18 protein-coding genes and 1 tRNA gene are annotated in these 17,407 nt (G+C 71.0%); 4 read left to right on the forward strand and 15 right to left on the reverse strand.

Translation table 11 applies throughout. From position 1 onward, the window contains the following. Positions 1 to 2 precede the first annotated feature (2 nt). Both ACFQW6_RS07835 and ACFQW6_RS07840 read left to right on the forward strand, forming a co-directional pair. The gene (locus tag ACFQW6_RS07835; protein ID WP_378542980.1) at positions 3 to 1,361 is read left to right on the forward strand and encodes an LssY C-terminal domain-containing protein; all 1,359 of its coding nucleotides are present in this window, start codon (positions 3 to 5) and stop codon (positions 1,359 to 1,361) included. After that, positions 1,358 to 1,924, forward strand: coding sequence for a GrpB family protein (locus ACFQW6_RS07840; RefSeq protein WP_378542982.1), 567 nt, complete (start codon positions 1,358 to 1,360; stop codon positions 1,922 to 1,924). Before ACFQW6_RS07835 ends, ACFQW6_RS07840 begins: the two co-directional genes overlap by 4 nt. A 201-nt stretch (positions 1,925 to 2,125) precedes the next feature. Here ACFQW6_RS07840 and ACFQW6_RS07845 read toward each other — a convergent pair. Both ACFQW6_RS07845 and ACFQW6_RS07850 read right to left on the reverse strand, forming a co-directional pair. Then, positions 2,126 to 2,200: transfer RNA gene (locus ACFQW6_RS07845), tRNA-Val, on the reverse strand. A gap of 49 nt (positions 2,201 to 2,249) precedes the next feature. Beyond that, positions 2,250 to 2,753, reverse strand: coding sequence for a PGPGW domain-containing protein (locus ACFQW6_RS07850; RefSeq protein WP_378542984.1), 504 nt, complete (start codon positions 2,751 to 2,753; stop codon positions 2,250 to 2,252). Between the two features lie 209 nt (positions 2,754 to 2,962). Here ACFQW6_RS07850 and ACFQW6_RS07855 point away from each other — a divergent pair, with 209 nt between their 5' ends. Continuing rightward, positions 2,963 to 3,397, forward strand: a complete 435-nt coding sequence (locus ACFQW6_RS07855) for an SsgA family sporulation/cell division regulator (RefSeq protein WP_378542986.1) — start codon at positions 2,963 to 2,965, stop codon at positions 3,395 to 3,397. Between the two features lie 22 nt (positions 3,398 to 3,419). On the opposite strand, the gene ACFQW6_RS07860 is transcribed toward ACFQW6_RS07855, so the two are convergent. The 8 genes from ACFQW6_RS07860 to priA all read right to left on the reverse strand — a co-directional run bounded on the left by ACFQW6_RS07860 (position 3,420) and on the right by priA (position 11,728). After that, positions 3,420 to 5,228 (reverse strand): ABC transporter ATP-binding protein, encoded by a 1,809-nt coding sequence (locus tag ACFQW6_RS07860; protein ID WP_378542988.1) that lies wholly within the window; start codon positions 5,226 to 5,228, stop codon positions 3,420 to 3,422. Then, positions 5,225 to 7,033: an ABC transporter ATP-binding protein gene (locus ACFQW6_RS07865; protein ID WP_378542990.1), complete on the reverse strand. Its 1,809-nt coding sequence runs from the start codon at positions 7,031 to 7,033 to the stop codon at positions 5,225 to 5,227. Before ACFQW6_RS07865 ends, ACFQW6_RS07860 begins: the two co-directional genes overlap by 4 nt. A gap of 163 nt (positions 7,034 to 7,196) precedes the next feature. Further along, complete coding sequence (locus ACFQW6_RS07870; protein ID WP_378542992.1) at positions 7,197 to 7,961, reverse strand: amino acid ABC transporter ATP-binding protein; 765 nt, start codon at positions 7,959 to 7,961, stop codon at positions 7,197 to 7,199. Next, on the reverse strand, positions 7,958 to 8,821 hold the full coding sequence (locus tag ACFQW6_RS07875) for an amino acid ABC transporter permease (protein WP_378542994.1): 864 nt from the start codon (positions 8,819 to 8,821) through the stop codon (positions 7,958 to 7,960). Before ACFQW6_RS07875 ends, ACFQW6_RS07870 begins: the two co-directional genes overlap by 4 nt. Continuing rightward, positions 8,821 to 9,738, reverse strand: coding sequence for an ABC transporter substrate-binding protein (locus ACFQW6_RS07880; protein WP_378542996.1), 918 nt, complete (start codon positions 9,736 to 9,738; stop codon positions 8,821 to 8,823). Before ACFQW6_RS07880 ends, ACFQW6_RS07875 begins: the two co-directional genes overlap by 1 nt. 27 nt (positions 9,739 to 9,765) lie before the next feature. Then, positions 9,766 to 10,527, reverse strand: coding sequence for an imidazole glycerol phosphate synthase subunit HisF (hisF, locus tag ACFQW6_RS07885; RefSeq protein ID WP_378542998.1), 762 nt, complete (start codon positions 10,525 to 10,527; stop codon positions 9,766 to 9,768). Further along, complete coding sequence (locus tag ACFQW6_RS07890) at positions 10,524 to 10,976, reverse strand: NUDIX domain-containing protein (protein ID WP_378543000.1); 453 nt, start codon at positions 10,974 to 10,976, stop codon at positions 10,524 to 10,526. The genes hisF and ACFQW6_RS07890 overlap by 4 nt, the downstream gene beginning before the upstream one ends. Before the next feature lie 2 nt (positions 10,977 to 10,978). Then, a complete protein-coding gene (gene priA, locus ACFQW6_RS07895; protein ID WP_191196933.1) occupies positions 10,979 to 11,728 on the reverse strand; it encodes a bifunctional 1-(5-phosphoribosyl)-5-((5-phosphoribosylamino)methylideneamino)imidazole-4-carboxamide isomerase/phosphoribosylanthranilate isomerase PriA in 750 nt (249 codons plus the stop codon). Positions 11,729 to 12,009: 281 nt separating this feature from the next. On the opposite strand from priA, the gene ACFQW6_RS07900 reads away from it, so the two are divergent. After that, positions 12,010 to 12,513: a hypothetical protein gene (locus ACFQW6_RS07900; RefSeq protein ID WP_378543002.1), complete on the forward strand. Its 504-nt coding sequence runs from the start codon at positions 12,010 to 12,012 to the stop codon at positions 12,511 to 12,513. On the opposite strand, the gene ACFQW6_RS07905 is transcribed toward ACFQW6_RS07900, so the two are convergent. The 5 genes from ACFQW6_RS07905 to ACFQW6_RS07925 all read right to left on the reverse strand — a co-directional run bounded on the left by ACFQW6_RS07905 (position 12,510) and on the right by ACFQW6_RS07925 (position 17,404). Further along, positions 12,510 to 14,225 carry an alkaline phosphatase family protein gene (locus tag ACFQW6_RS07905; RefSeq protein ID WP_378543004.1) on the reverse strand — a complete coding sequence of 572 codons (1,716 nt, stop codon included), beginning with the start codon at positions 14,223 to 14,225 and terminating at the stop codon, positions 12,510 to 12,512. The two genes, ACFQW6_RS07900 and ACFQW6_RS07905, sit on opposite strands and share 4 nt — an antisense overlap. Positions 14,226 to 14,344: 119 nt before the next feature. Next, positions 14,345 to 14,977, reverse strand: a complete 633-nt coding sequence (locus tag ACFQW6_RS07910) for a hemerythrin domain-containing protein (RefSeq protein WP_378543006.1) — start codon at positions 14,975 to 14,977, stop codon at positions 14,345 to 14,347. Positions 14,978 to 15,030: 53 nt separating this feature from the next. Next, positions 15,031 to 15,684, reverse strand: a complete 654-nt coding sequence (gene hisH, locus ACFQW6_RS07915) for an imidazole glycerol phosphate synthase subunit HisH (protein ID WP_378543008.1) — start codon at positions 15,682 to 15,684, stop codon at positions 15,031 to 15,033. Next, a complete protein-coding gene (gene hisB, locus ACFQW6_RS07920) occupies positions 15,681 to 16,289 on the reverse strand; it encodes an imidazoleglycerol-phosphate dehydratase HisB (protein ID WP_378543010.1) in 609 nt (202 codons plus the stop codon). Before hisB ends, hisH begins: the two co-directional genes overlap by 4 nt. Next, entirely contained in the window at positions 16,286 to 17,404 is a 1,119-nt protein-coding gene (locus ACFQW6_RS07925) for a histidinol-phosphate transaminase (RefSeq protein WP_378543611.1), read from the reverse strand. The genes hisB and ACFQW6_RS07925 overlap by 4 nt, the downstream gene beginning before the upstream one ends. Positions 17,405 to 17,407: the final 3 nt, after the last annotated feature.

Consider the following 17,407-nt stretch of genomic DNA (forward strand, 5'->3'; position numbering starts at 1 on the left):
GCATGGCGATAGATCCCGCCGACGACTGGCGCCGCGGTGATCGGGTGGACACACCGCCTCCGGCATCGCCTCCCACGTTCGAGCTGGCGCCGGACGACGTCTCGGGCACCCCGCTCTGGCCGGTCCAGCAGATCGTCGACGGTGCCTTCTTCGTGATCGGGACGGTGCTCGTCATGTGGTTGGGGTGGATCGTGGTCACCGCCGGCCTCAACGACGGTTGGTACGTCATCGGCTCGGTGTTCCTGTTCTGGGTGCTGCTGGCCTACGTGGGGCTCCCTCGCCTCCAGGAGGTGCTGTCCAAGATCTACGTGCCCGACTACTTCATCGGGCGCTCCCTCACCGACATCGGTGTGCTCGGTGACCCGATCAACCTGGCCGTCGACGGCAACGAGGCAGACATCCACGCTGCCATGGTCCGAGCCGGCTGGACCCGTGCCGATGAGCTCACGATCCGCTCCTCGTGGCGGATCGTGGTCTCGTCGGTGCTGCGCCGCCCCTACCCGGAAGCGCCCGTCTCGTCGCTCTTCCTCTTCGGGCAGCGGCAGGCCTTCGCCTACCAGCAGGAGGTCGACGGCAACCCGGCGCAACGCCACCACGTGCGCTTCTGGCCGGTCCCCGACGGCTGGAAGCTGCCCGGTGGGTTCGAGGTGGAGTGGCTCGCCGCAGCGACGTACGACAGGGCAGTCGGGATCTCCCTGTTCACCCTCCAGGTGACGCACCGTGTGGACGCCGACATCGACATCGAGCGCGACTACGTCATCGACACGGTCCGGTACGCGGTTCCGGACGCCTCGCTGCGCATCATCACGGACTACTCCAGCGCCTTCACCACCCGCAACGGTGGAGGCGACGTCGTACGGACCGACGGCAGCCTGCCGATCCTGGACCTGACCAGCCTCCGCGCACCGGAGCCGGACCAGGGGCAGCCGGAGAGCGATGCGTTGTCCCGCGCGGTGTCCCACCGCGTACCGCCGCCGGCCCTCCTGGCAGCGGCCGTGATGAGCATGGGCAAGGCGGCCGTCACCCTGACGACCGTGTTCGCCGCCGTCGTCCAGGGCGCCAGCGTCCCCGCCACCGCTTCGACCTTCGAGATCGCCGTGATGGGAATCAGCGCCCTGTGCCTCGTCGGCCTGTGGGCCTTCATGCTCGCCCACCACGCGTGGGCCCGGTTCGCCCTCATGGTCGTGTGCACCGTCGAGGCCGTCACGCAGCTGGTCGACCTCGGCGCCGCTGCCGAGGTCCACTTCTCCGTCCTGACGAGCACCGCGATCACCGTCCTCATCCTCATCGCAGTGAGCTCGGACGAGGCCCGCCGCTGGGTGGGGCTCGACCGCCGGCGTGATGCCAGACTTCGGGCGTGACCGCATCCCGTCGCATCGTGATCAAGCCGTACAGCGCGAGGTGGCCGGCCGACTTCGCGCAGGTGGAGGCAACCTTGCACGGGGCGCTGGGCGACATCGCGCAGCGGATCGACCACATCGGCTCCACCTCCGTTCCAGGGCTGGCAGCCAAGGACATCATCGACGTGCAGATCACCGTCTCGGACCTGACGGACCCCGCTGTGACGCGTGCGTTCGAGAGCCTCGGTGCCACGACGACAGACATCACCAGCGACCACGTTCCACCTGGCGATCAGCACGATCCCTCAGCGTGGGAGAAGCGATACTTCCGAGCACCAGCCTCGTGGCGGCCGACCCACCTGCACGTGCGTGAGACGGGCCGCGCCAACACCCGGTACGCCCTCCTGTTCCGGGACTACCTTCGCCACTCGCCTGCTGCCGCGGCTGCCTACGCACAGGTGAAGGTGGCACTTGCGAGGCTGCATCCCGACGTGGACGCGTACTACGCCGTCAAGGATCCGGTATGTGACCTCGTCATGGAGGCGGCCGAGCAGTGGGCTAGAGGCTCGGCGTGGTCGCCCTGATCCCGGGTGGTGCGACCGGTTCGGTCGTGGTGCGTCACCTCGGTGATGCTCTGTCGTTGTACCGACCATGAGTCGTCCGTTGGTGGATCCCGCCGCTGGTGCTGCGGCTGATCTTGGTGGGCGATGCTGGGTTCGAACCAGTGACCTCTTCGGTGCGAACAACAGAGCCGCGCTACGTGGTAGCGCGGCTCTCGGTGATCTTGGTGGGCGATACTGGGTTCGAACCAGTGACCTCTTCGGTGTGAACGAAGCGCGCTACCACTGCGCCAATCGCCCAAGCTCGGCAGAACCGTATCCCATCGAGCGGCCCGGGTCGGAATCCGGGTCAGGTATCGGCCCCGACGGGCCGGTCCTCGGTCTTGCGGCCGCGGGCCTTGATGTCGCTGCGCAGCTCGTCGGCCTTCTCGGGGTGGCCGTGGAAGCGCCGGTAGCTGTAGATGATCAGGCCGACCGCGATGACGGCGGACGCCACCTGGGTGACGCCGGTCCAGATCCCACCGGGCAGCCACCACGTGTCGGCCACCGGCCACCAGTCCGGGGCCGGCGGCTTGATGATCCAGAGCACGCCGCACGCCGCGAGGACGATCGCACCGAGGCAGGAGGCGACGATGCGGGGCCAGGTCTCGACGCTCTCCGCGGCGCCGAGCATCGCCCGCAGCCGGACCGGCTCGACCCGCCTCTCCGCCCAGTCGTACTGCTGGGACAGGAGCGCGAGGCCGGCGAAGATGCCGAGCAGCCCCGGGCCCGGCAGGAAGATCGCCGCCACGCCGAGCACCAGCAGGGTCCACCCCAGGACCTCGAGTCCGATCCGCTTCGCTGCCCCCGTCATGAGAAGAACCTACCCGGGAGGACCAGGAGTTTCGCAGCAGCGGAAAGGTCGGGTTACCGTCAAGTTCGCCCCGAGCCAGCATCAAGTTCCGGTCTGGACCAGCCCGGGTCATCTTTTGCCGTTTTGCATCACGAGCATCCCGGCATGCCGTCTCATGAGCACGCAACCTCGGAGAATCCCTCACTCCGGGCGATCACAAGGAGCCCTCGATGAACCTGTCCGGTAGCGGGCACACCCTGTCCGACGTCGCGTTGGACATCACCGTCGAGTGCATGGACGACCGCGGCATCCGCCACGAGATCGACACCGTGCTGAGCTATGCCGCCTCCGACCCGTTCGCGGTCGCGATGACGTTCGTCACCTCTGACGGCAACCTCGTGTGGACCTTCGGTCGCGACCTGCTGATCCGTGGTATCGAGGCCCCCTCCGGCGAGGGCGACGTCCACGTCTCCCCCGCGATCGGCCTGAGCGGTCGCGCGATGGTCTCCATCGAGCTCAGCTCCCCCGACGGCCACCTCGTGCTGCTGGCCCGTGCCGCGGACGTCGTCGACTTCATCGCGCGCACCGTCGCGGTGGTCTCCCCGGGCACCGAGTCCGACGTCTTCGACGCCGACATGCTCATCAGCCAGCTGCTCGCTTCCTGAGGTCCGCCTCGGCGTCGCGGTGCTACACCCGCGAGTGCTGCGCGACCCAGCTCGCGTGGAGGCCGGCGTAGACGCTGCCGGCCTGGGTGACGAGCTCGCGGTGCGGTCCCCGCTGCACCACCCGTCCCTTGTCGACCACGATCACCTCGTCGGCGCTCTCGGCCGTCGACAGCCGGTGCGCGATGGTGACCGACGTCCGCGACTGCATCAGCCGCTCGAGGGCGCGGCCGATCTGCATCTCCAGCGCCGGGTCGACGGCGCTGGTGGCCTCGTCGAGGACCAAGAGGTCGGGGTCGGCGAGGTGCGCGCGCAACAGCGCGACGAGCTGCCGCTCGCCGGCAGACAACGACTCGCCGCGCTGGCCCACCTGGGTGTGGAGCCCGCGCGGGAGACCGCGCAGCCAGTCGTCGATGCCGAGCTCGACCGCCGAGGCGCGGATCTCGTCCTCCGTGGCGTCGAGCTTGCCGTAGCGCACGTTGGCCGTGATCGAGTCGTCGAAGAGGAAGCCCTCCTGCGGCACCAGCACGACGCTGCGCCGCAGGGACCGCGCCTCGATGCGTCGTACGTCGACGCCGTCGAGCAGCACGGCGCCGTCGGTCGGGTCCATCAGGCGGGTGAGCAGCTTGGCGAAGGTGGACTTGCCCGAGCCGGTCTCCCCCACGATCGCCACCCGGGTGCCCGCGCCGATGGCCAGGTCGACCTCGCGGAGCACCGGCGGCCCGTCGGGGTAGGCGAAGCTGACGTCGGCGAAGCGGACGTCGATCGGGCCACGCGGGAGCTCCGCGCCGTCGGCCCCCGGGTCGACGAGGTCGGCAGGCGTCTCGAGGATGCCGAGGACGCGGCGCCAGCTGGCGATGGCGTTCTGCGCGTCGGTGAGGATCTGGGTGCCCATCTGCACCGGCCCGACGAAGAGGGTGACCAGGAACGCGAAGGCGAGGACCCGGCCGGGAGTCATGTCGCCGGTGAAGCCGAGGAGCACGCCGATCACGATCACGCCGGCGTTGGCCAGGCCGGCCGAGAGGCCGCCGAGCGAGAACGACGTGACGGTGTAGGTCTGCGCGTGGGTGTAGGCGTCCTGCCAGTCCTGGATGGCGGTGTCGATGCGCGCCTGGGTGCGGTCCTCGACGCCGTAGGAGCGGACGACGGCGGCGCCGACGACCGGCTCGGAGATGGCGCCGAGCAGCACGCCCACCTGGTGGCGTACGACGGTGTAGGCGGCCGACAGCTTCTTCTGGAACCAGCGGATCGAGAGGAACAGCGGGGCGAACGACAGCCAGACCACCAGCGCGAGCTGCCAGCTGTAGACCACCATCAGCACCGTCGCGACCAGCATCTGTCCGATGCTGACGACGAAGATGAGGCCACCGAAGACGAGGAACTGGCTCACCTGGTCGACGTCGCTGGTCACCCGGGAGACCAGCGCGCCGCGGCGCTCGGTGTTCTGGGTGAGCAGCGGGAGGTCGTGCACGTGGCGGAACGCCTTGGTGCGCAGCGTCGCGAGCCCGCGCTCGGAGGTGGTGAACAGCCGGCTGGTCATCATGTAGGACGCCCAGCTCGTCACGGCGATCGCGAAGGCGGCGAGCACCCCCATCCAGGCGACGTAGTCGAGGCGGGGACCGCCGGGACCGTTGAGCCCACGGTCGAGGGTCTGCTGGACCGCGATCGGCACGACGATCTGGCCGCACGAGGCGATCACGGCGTAGAACAGCGTGAGCCCGAGGCCCTCGCGCAGCTCGGGTGAGTACTTCATGCCGAGGCGGAGGGTCGCCATGGCGCCGATGTCCTCCCCGGTGTCCATCCGGGTCCCGGAGGTGGGTGCGACAGTGCTCATTCCGGGGCCTCTGTCTCGTAGGCGTTGACCAGCTGGGCGTAGGCCGGGCTGGTGGCGAGCAGCTCGGCGTGGGTGCCCCGTCCGACGATGCGCCCGTCCTCGAGGTGCACGACCTCGTCGGCCAGCGAGATGGTCGCCTTGCGGTAGGCCACCACGACGAGCGAGGCGGCCGAGCCGTCGTCGTCGCCGTCCCCGTGACCGTCGCGGGAGTCGCGCAGAGAGGCCAGGATGCGCGCCTCGACCTCCGGGTCGACCGCGGACGTGGCGTCGTCGAGGATCAGCAGCCGCGGACGGCGTACGAGGGCACGGGCGAGCGAGAGCCGCTGGCGCTGGCCACCGGAGAGCGAGGTGCCGCGCTCCCCCAGCTTGGTGTCGATGCCGTCGGGCAGGGCGGCGACGAAGCCGTCGGCCTGGGCGGTGCGCAGCGCGGCCCACACGTCGGCGTCGGAGACGTCGGCGCCGAGCGTGACGTTGCCCCGGACGGTGTCGTCGAACATGAACGCCGTCTGGGGCACGAGCGCCACGTCGCGGGGCAACGCGCCCTTGCGGAGGCCCTTGACGTCGTGCCCGTCGATGCGGATCCGGCCCGCGTCGGGGTCGACCAGTCGGGTCATCAGGCTGGTGAGCGTGCTCTTGCCGGAGGCCGTCGCGCCGACCAGCGCGACGGTGCGCCCCGGACGTACGTCGAAGTCGACGCCACGCAGCAGCGGCGCCTCGGCGTCGTAGGAGTAGTGGAGGTCCTGGACCTCGAGCAGGGCGCCCGTCGTGAGCACGGGCAGCTCGTCAGTGCCGTAGGCCATGTTGCCGGTCGCGTCGAGCACCGCCTTGGCGCGGCGGTAGCCCACGACCGAGCGCGGGAACTCGCCGAGCAGCCACCCGATCGCCCGGATCGGGAAGGACACGATGGTCAGGAGGTAGGCGACCGTCACCACGTCCCCGGCGTCGGTCGCCCCGCTGGAGACGCGGGCGACACCGACCGCCAGGACGACGAGCACACCGAGGCTGGGCAGGCTGGCCAGGGTCGGGTCGAACACCGCGCGGATCCGGCCGGCGCGCACGTTGACGTCGCGCAGCTCGTGGGCCTTGGCACGGAAGCGGTCGGTCTCCTCGACCTCGCGCCCCAACGTCTTGACGACCATCGCGCCGTCGAAGGACTCGTGGGCGATCTCGCTCACCTCGGCGCGGAGCCCCTGGGCGCGGGTCATCAGCGGGGAGGAGAAGTGCTGGTAGAGCAGGTTGGCCGCGACGACGGCGGGGAAGACGAGCAGGCCCACCACGGCCATCACGACGTCGGCGATGAACATCTGCACCACCGCGATGACCATCATCACGACGGTGCCGAGCGCCATCGGCAGGGGCATGATCGGTGCCCACGCCGCCTCGACGTCGGAGTAGGCGTTGGAGAGCAGCTGGCCGGTCGGGTGGCGCTGGTGCCACTCCATCGGCAGGGAGAGGTACTGCCGGGTCACGCCGCGGCGCGTGTGGGACTGCATCCGGTAGTACATGATGCCGCCGCCGAGGCGACGGGCGACGATGCCGACCGCCCGCAGGATCGCCACGCCCATGAAGAGGGCGACCACCATGACAAGCATGTCGGTGCCGATCTCGCCGGTGTCGAACGCGGGGATCAGGACGTGCTGGGTGGCCCAGCCGAGCACCCACGCGTCAGCCACGGTGAGCACCCCGAAGAGCACGGCTCCCAGCGTCGCGACCGTGAAGACGATGGGCTCGCGCTTGATGCCGACCCACAGGACCCGGAAGCCGTCGAGAGTGGTGGTGCTCCGCAGCTCCGCGTCGTCGCCCACAGGTGTCGCCCGCCTCCTCGTCGTCCGATGTCTCCGCTGGTCGGTTGCCGAGCGCAACCAACCAACCGGGCAAGGCTATTCCTCGGCACCGACACTCCGCGAATCGAAAAGCGTCTCGATGAGGGCTGGATCCGGGCTGGATCAGCGGTCGATCGGCGCTCGATCAGGACGCGCGGATCCGCGAGAGGAAGGAGCGCGTGCGCTCCTGCTGGGGGTCGCCGAGCACCTGCTCGGGCCGTCCCCGCTCGTGGATGCGCCCGTCGTGCAGGAAGCAGACCTCGTCGGCCACGTCGCGGGCGAAGCCCATCTCGTGGGTGTTGAGCAACATGGTCACGCCCTCGGCCTTCAGCTCGGTCAGCAGGTCGAGCACCTCACCGACGAGCTCCGGGTCGAGCGCGCTCGTGACCTCGTCGAGCAGCATCAGCCGCGGGTTGGCCACGAGCGCCCGCGCGATCGCCACCCGCTGCTGCTGCCCGCCGGACAGGTCGTCGGGGCGCGCCTCCGCCTTGGCGGCGAGGCCCACCCGCTCCAGCATCGCCATGCCACGGGACCGCGCCTCCTCGGCGCCCACCCCGTGCACCAGGCGCAGCGCCAGGGTGACGTTGCCCATCACGTCGAGGTGCGGGAACAGGTTGTAGGCCTGGAAGACCAGGCCCATGCGCGAGCGCACCTCGTCGCCGTCGACGCGCGGATCGGTGATGTCGCGGCCCTCGAAGGAGATCACGCCGTCGTCGACGACCTCGAGGAGGTTGACGCACCGCAGCAGCGTCGACTTGCCGGATCCCGACGCACCGATCAGCACGACGCACTCGCCGGGCTCGATGGTCAGGTCGACCTCGCGGAGCACGACGTGGTCGCCGAAGGACTTGCGGACGCCGTCGAGGCGCAGCAGCTCGGACCGGTGCTCGCTGTTCACGGGTGTCGTCACAAGTGCCCTCCTGCCCCGTGGTAGCCCTTCTTGCGGGCGTAGCGGTCGGTGAGCCTGGCCATCGGGATGGTCAGGCAGCAGAACAGCACGCCGGCGACGACGTACGGCGTGTAGTTGAAGTCGATGGCCGTCTCGATCTGGGCCGCGCGGATCGCGTCCACGACGCCGAGCACGGCGATCAGGCCGGAGTCCTTCTGGAGCGAGACCAGGTCGTTCATCAGCGGCGGGATGACCCGGCGCCAGGCCTGGGGCAGCACGACGTGGCGCAGCGTCTGCCCGTAGGTCAGGCCGAGCGACCGCCCGGCCAGGCGCTGGCTCGGGTGGACCGACTCGATGCCGGCCCGGAACACCTCGGCGACGTAGGCCGAGTAGGACAGCACCAGGGCCGCACATCCCCAGAAGAGGGCCGAGGTGGGCAGCCCGGACAGGCTGAGCGCGGGCCCGCCGAAGCCGAGCAGGAAGATCACCAGCAGCAGCGGCAGTCCGCGGAAGACGTCGACGTACGCCGTCCCGACCAGGCGCAGCGGGAAGGCGACGGGACCGCGGATGGTGCGCATCACCGCGATCGTCAGGCTCAACGCGACGATGAGGACCGCGCACAGCGCCATCACGCGGATGTTGAGCCAGAGGCCCTCGAGCACCGCCGGGAACGACGAGACGGCCTTGTCCCAGTCGAAGTACGTCTCCTGGACGCGCTCCCAGCCCGGCGAGCTAACCACCAGGCCGCCGACGACCACGAGCAGCAGCACCGTGCTGCCCGAGGCGATGGCCGCGCTGCGGATCGTGCGCCGGCGCCGCCACTCGTCGCGCTCGCGCTGGACCTCGGAGGGCTCCCAGGCGGTGTCCACCTGGTCGGGCATCAGGACAGCTCGGGAGCGCCCTGCTGGGCCAGCCACTCCTGGCCGATCTGGTCGAGGACGCCGTCCTCGCGCAGCGTGTCGACGGCCGAGGTGACGCAGTCGGTCAGCGGGCTGTCCTTGGCGAGGACCGCGCCGAACTGCTCGGGCTCACCGTCGGGGAGCGGGAGCTGGCCGACGATGACGCCGTCGTCGAGCTGCACGGCGGTCATGAAGTAGGCGGTGGGGAGGTCGACGACGATGCCGTCGATCTGGCCGTTCTTGAGCGCCTGGACCGCCTGATCGTTGGTGTCGAACACGGCCGGGTCCTGCGAGGGCTGGATCTGGTCGGTGATCGCGGTGTAGCTGGTCGTGCCGACCTGGGCGCCGAGCTTGGCGTCGGCGAGGTCGGCGAGGCTGGTGGTGCCGTCGATCGCGCTGCCCTTGTTGGTGATGACGGTCTGCACCACGTCGTAGTAGCCGGAGGAGAAGTCGACGGCCTTGCGGCGGGCCTCGGTGATGGACACCTGGTTGACGTCGAAGTCGAAGTCCTTGGGTCCGGGCTGGACCACCTTGTTGAACGGGACCTTCACCCAGGCGACCTGGTCCTGGGTGTAGCCGAGCTGCTCGGCGATGGCGTACGCCACCGCGGACTCGTAGCCCTCACCGTTGGTCGGGTCGTTGTCGACGAACCACGGCTCGTAGGCGGGGTCGTCGGTCGCGATCGTCAGGGTGCCGTCGGCGACGGTCTCCATCGCGTCGGGCGTGCACTCGTCGGCGGCGGGCGCCTCGGACTCCGAGCTCTCCGAGGTCTCGGAGCCGGAGTCGCTGCCGCTGTCGGCCTCGTCCGTCGGGGCGCACGCGGACAGCGCGATCGCAGCGGACGCGAGGGTGACGACGGCGAGGTGGCGCCTGGCCGCGCGCCGGGAGGTCTTCAGCATGGCCGAATCCTACGACTGCGCCCGCCGTCAGCGGACCGCATGGCCGGCCGTGGACAGACCGGTCTTGACCTCTCCGATGGTCAGCGTCCCGAAGTGGAAGACCGTGGCTGCGAGCACCGCGTCGGCGCCGGCCGCGACGGCGGGCGGGAAGTGCTCGACCGCGCCCGCTCCCCCGCTGGCGATGACCGGGATGCCCACCTCGCGGCGTACGGCGCGGATGAGCTCGAGGTCGAAGCCGTCGGTCGTGCCGTCGGCGTCCATCGCGTTGAGCAGGATCTCGCCCGCCCCGAGCTCGGCGGCGCGCACGGCCCACTCGATCGCGTCGAGCCCGGCGCTCTTGCGTCCGCCGTGCGTGGTGACCTCGAAGCCGCTCTGCGTGCCGGCCGTGCGTCGGGCGTCCACGCTCAGCACGAGCACCTGGTTGCCGAAGCGGTCGGCGATCTCCGCGACCAGCTCGGGCCGGTGGATCGCGGCGGTGTTGACCGCCACCTTGTCGGCACCCGCGCGCAGGAGCCGGTCGACGTCCTGGACGCTGCCGACGCCGCCGCCGACGGTGAGGGGGATGAAGACCTCCTCGGCGCAGCGGCTGACCACCTCCATCGTGGTGGCGCGGCCCTGGTGGGAGGCGGAGATGTCGAGGAAGGTCAGCTCGTCGGCGCCCTCGGCGTCGTACAACCTGGCGAGCTCGACGGGGTCACCGGCGTCACGCAGCTCGGTGAAGTTGACGCCCTTCACCACCCGCCCGCCGTCGACGTCGAGGCACGGGATGACGCGGATCGCGAGGCTCATGGCCGCTGCTGGCGTGCGCGGGCGGACAGGGCGACGTCGACGATGCCGACGCGGGACTGGGCGTCGAGCTCGCCGAGCGGCACCCAGGCCGCGTGGTCGGTCGACCCGTCGACCTCGGTCGTGCCCAGCTCGCCGCCGGTGATCGTCGCCTCGAAGACGAAGCGCTGGGAGCGGAACAGACCGTCGAAGGTCCGCCCCTGACCGGTGAAGAAGTCCTCGGCGAGGAGCGCACCTGGCTCGACGTGGTAGCCGGTCTCCTCGAAGACCTCGCGCACCAGCCCGTCTCGGATCGACTCCTCGAAGTCGATCCCACCGCCGGGCAGGGACCAGGCCGGGTCGCTGTGCCCCTCGCCGTTCCACCACGCGAGCAGCACGCACTCCCGCCCGTCGACCTCGTCGACGAGCAGGACGTAGGCGGCCAGCCGCGTGTGGTAGTCAGTGAACTCCATGCTCACGGCACCGGCTTCGTCAGCGCCAGGGCGTCCTCGAGGGTGAAGCGACCCTCGTAGAGCGCCGTGCCGGCGATGGCGCCCTCCACGCCCTCGTCGACGAGGGTCATGAGCGCGCGGATGTCGTCGAGCGTGGTGACGCCGCCGCTGGCCACGACCGGCTTGTCGGTCGCGGCGCAGACGTCGCGGAGCAGCTGGAGGTTGGGACCCTGCAGCATGCCGTCCTTGTTGACGTCGGTGACGACGTAGCGGGCGCACCCCTCGGAGTCGAGGCGGGCGAGCGTCTCGTAGAGGTCGCCGCCGTCTCGGGTCCAGCCCCGCGCGGCCAGCGTCGTACCGCGCACGTCGAGACCCACCGCGACCCGGTCGCCGTACGTCGCGATGGCGCGGGCGCACCACTCGGGCTGCTCGAGCGCCGCGGTGCCGATGTTGACCCGCCGGCACCCGGCCGCCATCGCGGCCTCGAGCGACTCGTCGTCGCGGATGCCGCCGCTCATCTCGACCTGGATGTCGAGGGTGCCGACGATCCGGGCCTGGAGCTCCCGGTTGTGCCCGTGGCCGAAGGCGGCGTCGAGGTCGACGAGGTGGATCCACTCCGCCCCGGCCTCCTGCCACCGCAGCGCCGCCTCGACGGGGTCACCGAACCGCTTCTCGGACCCGTCCACTCCCTGGACCAGCTGGACGGCCTGGCCGCCCTTGATGTCCACGGCGGGAAGGAGCTCGAGGTACGGCTGCTCGGGGGTGCTGGGCATGGGTCGATCCTAGGAGCGACCGCTCTTCGCCCCCACCGGGTGGTGGCCCGGCGAGACGTGCCGGCTGGTCGCGGCCGGACGTCGTCGCGGCCCTCGTCGCCACGTTCTCGGAGAACTGCGGCCGGGCGACGGGCCAGGCCGGCCCCGGATGTCGGGAGGCCGCAGTTCTCAACGTCAGCTCCGGGGCGCGAACGCTGACAGGCAGGGGGCCGGCAGTGGGGTGCCGGGAGTGGGGAGGATCGAGCGTCCCCCGCGGACGAGACCACCGCTAGCGTGGCGGCGTGATCGGCGACCGGTGGGGTGTCACTGACGCTGAGGTGCGCCGTCCCTACGGGTGCGACGCCTTCGTCACCGCGCCGACGCTGCAGGCGTGGCGCGGCGTCACGGTCCGCGCGGAGCCCACGACGGTGTGGGCCCGCGTCCGGCAGGTGCGCCTGGCGCCCTACTCGTACGACGTCGTCGACAACCTCGGCCGGCGGTCACCGCGCGACCTGCGCGACGTTCCGGAGCCGCGCGTCGGCGACCCGTTCACCCGCGCCCTCGGCCGCGACCACGGGCGGGTGGTGGCGGTCGAACCCGGCCGCGAGCTGACGGCGACGATCATGGGCGCCCACCTGTCGTACGCCGTCCTGCCGCGGGAGGGCGACGTACGACTCGTGCTCAAGGTGGTGGCTCGCACCAGCAGGTTGCTGGCGCCGGTTCTCTCCGTCGGCGACCTGGTGATGGCGCGCAAGCAGCTGCTCACCCTGAAGGCGCTGGCCGAGGGCGACCAACGCGACCGCTAGGGTCGGCCGCGCTTGAGGGTCGGCAGCTCGTAGGCGATCCCGTCCATCGGGTGGGTCGCCCCGATGCCCATGGCCCGCAGGATCGTCGGCATGATGTCGACCGACCTCACCTCCGCGCGCAGGTCCTGGTGCGACGTGTTGGCGCCGGCAAAGACGATAGGGACCTGCTGCGACGAACGCTGGATGCCGCCGTGGTCGCCGAGGACCGAGTACGTCGTGTCGTCAGGCAGCGTCGCGATCAGGTCGGGACCGTGGTCGGCGGCCTGCGTGTCGACGAGCTCCTGCGCCTTGGTGGCGAACCACCGCTTATCGGCGCCGTGCATCCGGTCCCAGCGCACCGGCGTCACGCGGTCGTAGTGGTCGCCGTTGCGCTGCCACACCGCGGTGACGTCGGCCAGGTCCTCCATGACGGCCGCCGCCTCGGCGACCGCCTCGGGCGACTGGTCCTTCAGCCACACGTTCAGCGAGGAGTCGCTGTACGAGAGGCCGACATTGGTCTCCCCCGTCCCGTCGTCGGTGCCGTCGATGAGCGGGAGCAGTGCTTCCTGCGGGCGGAGGTACGGCACGTCGTTGGCCGGCGAGCCGTAGTACCAGTTGAAGTAGCCGTAGTCGTTCACCGGCTCGAAGTCGCCGTGGAAGTGATCCTCGTCAGCCGCGACGGAGCCGTGGTCGGCGGTGAGCACGACGAGCGTGTCGTCGAGCTGGCCGCTGTCCTCGAGCGACTGCATGATCCGGCCGACCTGGGCGTCCGCGGTCTCGGTGGCGTACTCCATGTGCGTCATCGGGTCGTAGCCGGGGGTCGCCCCCTCCGGGTCGTTGACCCCTCCCCACATGTGCGCGGCCTTGTCGACGCCGGGCAGGCTGACGAAGATGCCGCTCCAGCCGTCGCCCTCCTGCCCCATGATCTCGAGGACGGCGTCGGTCGCCCAGATGTCCCCGCCCTGGTGCGCCGGGTCGTTGCCGACCACGTAGCGGTTGTCGGTGGCGGGGTAGAGCTGCGCCGGGTACTGGAGGGTGTCGTACGCCGTGTCGCGGGCCACCACCCAGCGCGAGCCGCAGTCCGCCGAGATGTAGGACGGCACGTTCCAGCCCGTGGGCGCGCGGTGGCGCGTGGTCGCCGGAGGGTTGCTCCCCGGGACAGGGCACGTCTTGCTGCCGAAGGTGATGGTCGAGGTGTTCGCCGAGCCGGGACCGCTCAGGCCCCACGCGGCGTACCCCTTGGGGCTGACCGTGAACACCTTGCCGGTGTCGTCGAGGTAGTCGGACAGGTGCGGGTAGCCGGCCGCCGCCTGCAGCGGCGCCATCTGGTCGCGGCCGAAGTTGCTGGTGATGTAGAGGCCGCCGGGGGCGCCGAGCAGGCCGTCGACGTCGCGGTAGCCCTCGTTGGTCCAGCCCATGTGCTTGGGCGACGCACCCGTCGTGACCACGTTGTGCGTGACGACCGTGACCGACCCGGTGTGGCCGAGGTAGCCCTTGGGCGTGTCGACGCCGTCCTTCATGAGCGCCTGCACGTTGCGCATGCCGTACGTGTCGACGATCTCCTTGCTGAGCGCGTCGACGAGGATGACCACGACCTTCGTGGGCCGGTCGGGCGGATTCGGCCCGTGCCCGCCGCGACCCCCGGCCTGGGCACCCGACTGGGTCCCGACGACGGTGAGCGCGACGGCCGAGGCAGCGACGACGGCGAGCAGGCGGGCACGGTGCTGAGCCATGACGACTCCCTCCCGGCGCGGCAACGCCGCCGCGGTCCGTGAGCCGAACGTAGACCCGGCCCGGATCCCCGGCAATCCCCCGGGATGGGTAGGTCCGCGCCTCCGCCGAGGGCCGGGGATCAGCGCCAGACGGGCGCGACCTCGCGACGGTAGCGGCGCGCGACGAGCAGGGTGAGGATCGTGATGACGGGCCCCGGGATGTTCGCGCGCAGCGCCGACCGCTCCCGCTCTCCCGCGCCGTCCTGCATCCAGGCCAGGGAGTTGGCCGCGTCGACGGGGCTCGCCGGGCGGAGCTTCTTCGTCAGTGCCTTGAACTCCTCGTCGTCGTGCAACGCGCCCATCGGGCCCTCGACGTCACGCTCCTCGTGGTCGAGGTGGCCGTTGATCACCTCGCGGGCTCGCGCGACCTCGTCGGCCGCGGCCGAGGCGTTGGTGGTGGACGGTGCGGCGACGACGGCGTCGAGGCTGGTCGACACCGACGACAGCGCCTGCTTCATCGCCACGTGCTCGGACTCCATCTGCTCGAGGAGCGTGAGGTCGACGCCCCGCGACTGGAGGAACGGCCACACGTGCTCGTCCTCGGCCTCGTGGTGGTGGGTGAGCTCACGGACCAGGTTGCGCCAGGCCGTCCGGATCTCGCGGGCGCGCGCCGTGTCGCCGTCCGGCAGCGAGCGCAGTGCCTGCTCGGTGCGGCTCACGTCGCGGCGCACCGCCGCGTGGATGATCTGGTTCATGCTGAGCTGCTCGGTCATGTCGGGACGCTAGCGAGCGGAGGCCGGAGCCGGCGACCCGATTTCGGGGTAATTCAGGGCTGGACCGACTCCTGGAGCGACGCCACCCAGTTGGCGAGCAGCGCGGCGCCGGCGTCCCCGGACTTCTCCGGGTGGAACTGGGTCGCGGACAGCGGACCGTTCTCGACGGCGGCCACGAACCGGTCTCCCCCGTGCTCGGCCCACGTGACCAGCGGGGCCACCGTGCGGTCGTTGGTGACGAGGTCCCAGGAACGTACGCCGTAGGAGTGCACGAAGTAGAACCGCTCGTCCTCGATGCCGGCGAAGAGGCGCGAGCCCGACGGCGCCTCGACGGTGTTCCAGCCCATGTGCGGCACCACGTCGGCCTGCAGCCGGTCGACCGTGCCGGGCCACTCGTCGCACCCCGCGGTCTCGATCCCGTGCTCCACGCCCCGCGCGAACAGGATCTGCATCCCGACGCAGATCCCGAGCACCGGGCGACCGCCCGCCAGCCGCCGGCCGATGATCCGGTCGCCCTTGATCGCGCGCAGGCCATCCATGCAGGCGGCGTACGCGCCGACGCCGGGCACGACGAGGCCGTCGGCCGCCAGCGCGGTGTCGAAGTCGCTGGTCAGGGTGACCGTGGCCCCGGCGCGCTCGACGGCGCGCACGACCGAGCGGAGGTTGCCCGAGCCGTAGTCGAGGACCACGACGCCAAGAGCAGTCACAGGCTGCCCTTCGTGGACGGTACACCGGTCTCGCGCGGGTCGATCGCCACGGCGTCGCGGAACGCGCGCGCGAAGGCCTTGAACTGCGCCTCGACCACGTGGTGCGGGTCGCGGCCGCCGAGCACCCGCACGTGCAGCGCGAGGTGGGCGTGGAAGGAGATCGTCTCGAAGACGTGACGGGTCAGGGAGCCCATGTAGGTGGCGCCGGTGCCGCCGATGGCGACGTACTCCTGGCCCTCCGGCTCGCCGGTGTGCACGCAGTAGGGACGGCCCGAGACGTCGACGACGGCCTGGACGAGCGCCTCGTCGAGCGGCACGGTGGCGTCGCCGAAGCGTCGGATGCCGGCCTTGTCGCCGAGGGCCTCTCGCAGCGCCTGGCCGAGCACGATCGCGGTGTCCTCGACCGAGTGGTGGGCGTCGACGTGGGTGTCGCCGCTGGTCTGGACGACGAGATCGACCAGGGCGTGCCGGGCGAAGGCGTCGAGCATGTGGTCGTAGAACCCCACGCCGGTCGAGACGTCGGAGCGGCCCGTGCCGTCGAGGTCGACCTCGACGAGGACGCCGGACTCCTTGGTGGTGCGCTCGATCTTCGCGGTGCGGCTCATGTGGGATCCTTCGTCGTCTCGATTGTGTCCAGCAGGGCCTTCTTGAAGGCCGCCATCTCCTCGGCCGTCCCGATCGACACGCGCAGCCACCCGTCCGGGCCGGTCTCCCGGATCAGCACGCCCCGGTCGACCAGACCCTGCCAGACGACGTGCCGGTCGGCGAACCGACCGAACAGCGCGAAGTTGGCGTCGGAGTCGGCGACCTCGAGTCCCTGGTCGCGCAGCCAGGCCACGGTCGCGTCACGCTCGGCACGGAGGTCGTCGACCTTGCCGAGCAGCTCGGGAGCGTGGCGCAGCGCCGCCAGCGCGGTCGCCTGGGTCACGGCCGAGAGGTGGTAGGGCAGCCGGACGACCCGGATCGCGTCGCAGATCGAGGGATCTGCGGCGAGGTAGCCCAGCCGGGCCCCGGCCAGGGCGAACGCCTTGCTCATGGTGCGCGTCACGACGAGGTTGCGGTGCCGCGGCAGCAGCTCGAGCGCGCTCGGGGTACCGGCGCGGCGGAACTCGCCGTAGGCCTCGTCGACCACCACGATGCCGCCGGACTCGTAGGACGCGGCCGCCTCGCACAGCATCGTCACCGCCTCGGGCGGCAGCGCCGTCCCGGTCGGGTTGTTGGGGCTGGGCAGGAGCACGACCGACGGACGACGCTCCTCCACCAGCCGACGCGCGGCGTCGAGGTCGAGCGAGAAGTCCTCGGCGCGGTGGCCGGCCACCCACTCGGTCATCGTGTCGCGGGCGTACTCGGGATACATGGAGTACGTCGGCGCGAACGACAGCGCCACGCGCCCGGGTCCGCCGAATGCCTGCAGCAGCTGGAGCATGACCTCGTTGGACCCGTTGGCCGCCCACACCATGTCAGGGGTGATGCCCGAGCCGCCGGAGGTGTCGAGGTACGCCGCCAGGGCGGTCCGCAGCTCGACGAACTCGCGGTCGGGGTAGCGGTTGAGCGACACCGCGGCCGCACCGACGGCGCGGGCGATGTCGGCCGCCGCCTCCGGCGAGGGACCGTAGGGGTTCTCGTTGACGTTGAGCTGCACGGGCGCCTGCTCGAGCGAGAGCTGGGGCGCACCGTAGGGCTCGATCCCCCGCAGCTCCTCGCGCAGCGGTGGGAACAGCCC

The sequence above is a fragment of the Nocardioides sp. GCM10028917 genome (genome assembly GCF_042666175.1).
Lineage (GTDB): Bacteria > Actinomycetota > Actinomycetes > Propionibacteriales > Nocardioidaceae > Nocardioides.

What these genes read in the sequence shown, in the direction of transcription:
- ACFQW6_RS07835 (WP_378542980.1), top strand. Translation starts at nt 3, where the DNA reads ATGGCGATAGATCCCGCCGACGACTGGCGCCGCGGTGATCGGGTGGAC.
- ACFQW6_RS07850 (WP_378542984.1), bottom strand. Translation starts at nt 2,753, where the DNA reads ATGACGGGGGCAGCGAAGCGGATCGGACTCGAGGTCCTGGGGTGGACC.
- ACFQW6_RS07855 (WP_378542986.1), top strand. Translation starts at nt 2,963, where the DNA reads ATGAACCTGTCCGGTAGCGGGCACACCCTGTCCGACGTCGCGTTGGAC.
- ACFQW6_RS07860 (WP_378542988.1), bottom strand. Translation starts at nt 5,228, where the DNA reads ATGAGCACTGTCGCACCCACCTCCGGGACCCGGATGGACACCGGGGAG.
- ACFQW6_RS07875 (WP_378542994.1), bottom strand. Translation starts at nt 8,821, where the DNA reads ATGCCCGACCAGGTGGACACCGCCTGGGAGCCCTCCGAGGTCCAGCGC.
- ACFQW6_RS07880 (WP_378542996.1), bottom strand. Translation starts at nt 9,738, where the DNA reads ATGCTGAAGACCTCCCGGCGCGCGGCCAGGCGCCACCTCGCCGTCGTC.
- hisF (WP_378542998.1), bottom strand. Translation starts at nt 10,527, where the DNA reads ATGAGCCTCGCGATCCGCGTCATCCCGTGCCTCGACGTCGACGGCGGG.
- ACFQW6_RS07890 (WP_378543000.1), bottom strand. Translation starts at nt 10,976, where the DNA reads ATGGAGTTCACTGACTACCACACGCGGCTGGCCGCCTACGTCCTGCTC.
- priA (WP_191196933.1), bottom strand. Translation starts at nt 11,728, where the DNA reads ATGCCCAGCACCCCCGAGCAGCCGTACCTCGAGCTCCTTCCCGCCGTG.
- ACFQW6_RS07905 (WP_378543004.1), bottom strand. Translation starts at nt 14,225, where the DNA reads ATGGCTCAGCACCGTGCCCGCCTGCTCGCCGTCGTCGCTGCCTCGGCC.
- ACFQW6_RS07910 (WP_378543006.1), bottom strand. Translation starts at nt 14,977, where the DNA reads ATGACCGAGCAGCTCAGCATGAACCAGATCATCCACGCGGCGGTGCGC.
- hisB (WP_378543010.1), bottom strand. Translation starts at nt 16,289, where the DNA reads ATGAGCCGCACCGCGAAGATCGAGCGCACCACCAAGGAGTCCGGCGTC.